This is a genomic window from Pauljensenia sp. OF14-1SRA (genome assembly GCF_027694595.1).
In the GTDB taxonomy this organism is placed as follows: Bacteria; Actinomycetota; Actinomycetes; order Actinomycetales; family Actinomycetaceae; genus Pauljensenia; species Pauljensenia turicensis_B.
In genome coordinates this window covers 1-1,718 of record NZ_JAQEVQ010000031.1, presented here as the reverse complement: position 1 = coordinate 1,718, position 1,718 = coordinate 1, and the positions used below count along the sequence as shown (strand labels likewise).

Here is a 1,718-nt window from a genome sequence, read left to right as displayed (position 1 = left end):
GGAAAATCTTTTTCTAGGAAGGAGAAGTTGTCGCTCATTAGTTGTCTCCTTTGATTTCCATAATGTCTGCCGGCTGGCAGGCAAGAGTTTCGCAGATGCGCACGATAATGTTGGTTTGGATGTTGTCTCCTCTACCTAGTTTGGCAAGGGTGGCTGGGCTGAAGCCTGCTGCTGTGCGCAGTTGTTCTTTCGTCCATCCTTTGTCGATGAGGAGTTTCCATAGTTTGTTATAGGACAGTCGCATTATTTGTTCTCCTCATCGGTTTCGTCTTTCTCTTCGTTCCAAGTGAATCCATAGAGTGCGTGCTCGTTTTCACCTAGTTTGATGACTCTTGTCCTGTTAACGATTTCTTCTGCTTCCGCCCGATATTTCGGGGTGGCATCGAATGAGAAGAATATTTGTTTAGGGTGGCCATCCTCGGAGGTAAGTTCCGCTGCTCGTTCATAGAGTGTGAGCAGGTTACCAACAGGGAAATATGCGAGTTGTTTGATGAGCACGGAGTCGTGGATCAGGATGGGCAACTTGGTTAATTCTAGGATAGCTAAATCAAATGAAATCAGGTTCTTGGATTGCGAACCGGCTCCGTTGTCTCCTTGAGATGAAAAGGTATACCCCGCTTTACCGCGTGATTCTTTGAAGCTAAATAGTGGCGGTTTGCGCTTTTTATTCGGATAGAGGGCTTGGACGAATTCTTTGGTGAGTCGGTTGATGTTGTGCTCGATATCGCCGAGAATGCGCGGCCGTTGTTCTTTGAGAGCTTTGTTTGTTTCTTTGCGCAGCTTGTCGAATTCGCGCATTTTGTCATAGGCGTCGATTTGAGCTTCAAGACGTTTAATGGTGGCTGCTAGCTCACCGTTTTCTTCGTAGGTTTTATCATCGAGCTCAACTGATTGTTTGAGCTGGTGAATTTCTCGTAGCCGTTGGTTAATCTCGTTGTCCAACACAGCAATTACGCGACGATATTTTTCTGCCTGTTCGTTAAGCTGGTCTTCATAGACGCCGACGAGGGCTCGGTGATAGTACTCGATGGTTTCGAGTTTCTCTTTGTTTACGTTCGGGAAGAAGTTATAGAACTCTTCAAGGTCATCGGTTGTGAGCCTTGATTCTCCCGATAGCGTTGCTTCAACTATTGATAGTTTTCCTTTAAGAACAGAACGTTTGCTCTGCAGCGAGCGCAACTGAGTCTTCATGTGTTGCTCTTCGCTTTTCGCTTGCTCTGCTGCCTGGAAAAGATCGAGGTCTGCTATCACTCGCAGTTGTTGAAACGCAATCCGTGCTTGCGTTAGTTCTCGCTCGGCTTGGTCGCGTTCTTTCTTATTTCGTATTTTCACGTATTGACTAAGCCCTGTTTTAGCCATCCCTTCAAGCGAAGAGTAGCTGAGGTTGGCTGCTTTGAGGTCTTCCTCGAGTTGTTTGAGCTTTCCGTACACGCCGAAGAGTTTCTCCAGCGCAAACACACCCTGTTCATCGGGTTGTGCAGGAGCGGCTTTAAGCGGCTTTTTCAACATGGCAAGTTGCTCGGTATCGATTCGAACGAAGCGGCCTATTAATTCTCGAAGAGTCGAATCGGGAATGTCTAGACCGTATTGTTCAGCGAGAAATACTCGATAATCGTCTATCTGCCATTCTTCTTTTCGTTCTTTCCATTCAGGATCAAAGTATTCTTGAACGAAACCTGGGCGTGAGGTATCGCGGGAGAAATACCTGTCTTGTTCTC

At 46.7% G+C, this 1,718-nt stretch carries 2 protein-coding genes; both read right to left on the bottom strand.

Features of this window, described 5'->3' with window-relative positions; translation table 11 throughout:
• Positions 1–37: 37 nt before the first annotated feature.
• Positions 38–244, bottom strand: coding sequence for a helix-turn-helix domain-containing protein (locus tag PG731_RS09085; RefSeq protein ID WP_057002007.1), 207 nt, complete (start codon positions 242–244; stop codon positions 38–40).
• On the bottom strand, positions 244–1,718 hold a 1,475-nt coding region (locus PG731_RS09080; protein ID WP_270773478.1), incomplete at its 5' end, for a DUF2326 domain-containing protein. The genes PG731_RS09085 and PG731_RS09080, both read right to left, overlap by 1 nt.

Bases quoted from the DNA above. Each gene is read 5' to 3' on its own strand.
- PG731_RS09085 (WP_057002007.1), bottom strand. From the start codon at position 244: ATGCGACTGTCCTATAACAAACTATGGAAACTCCTCATCGACAAAGGA.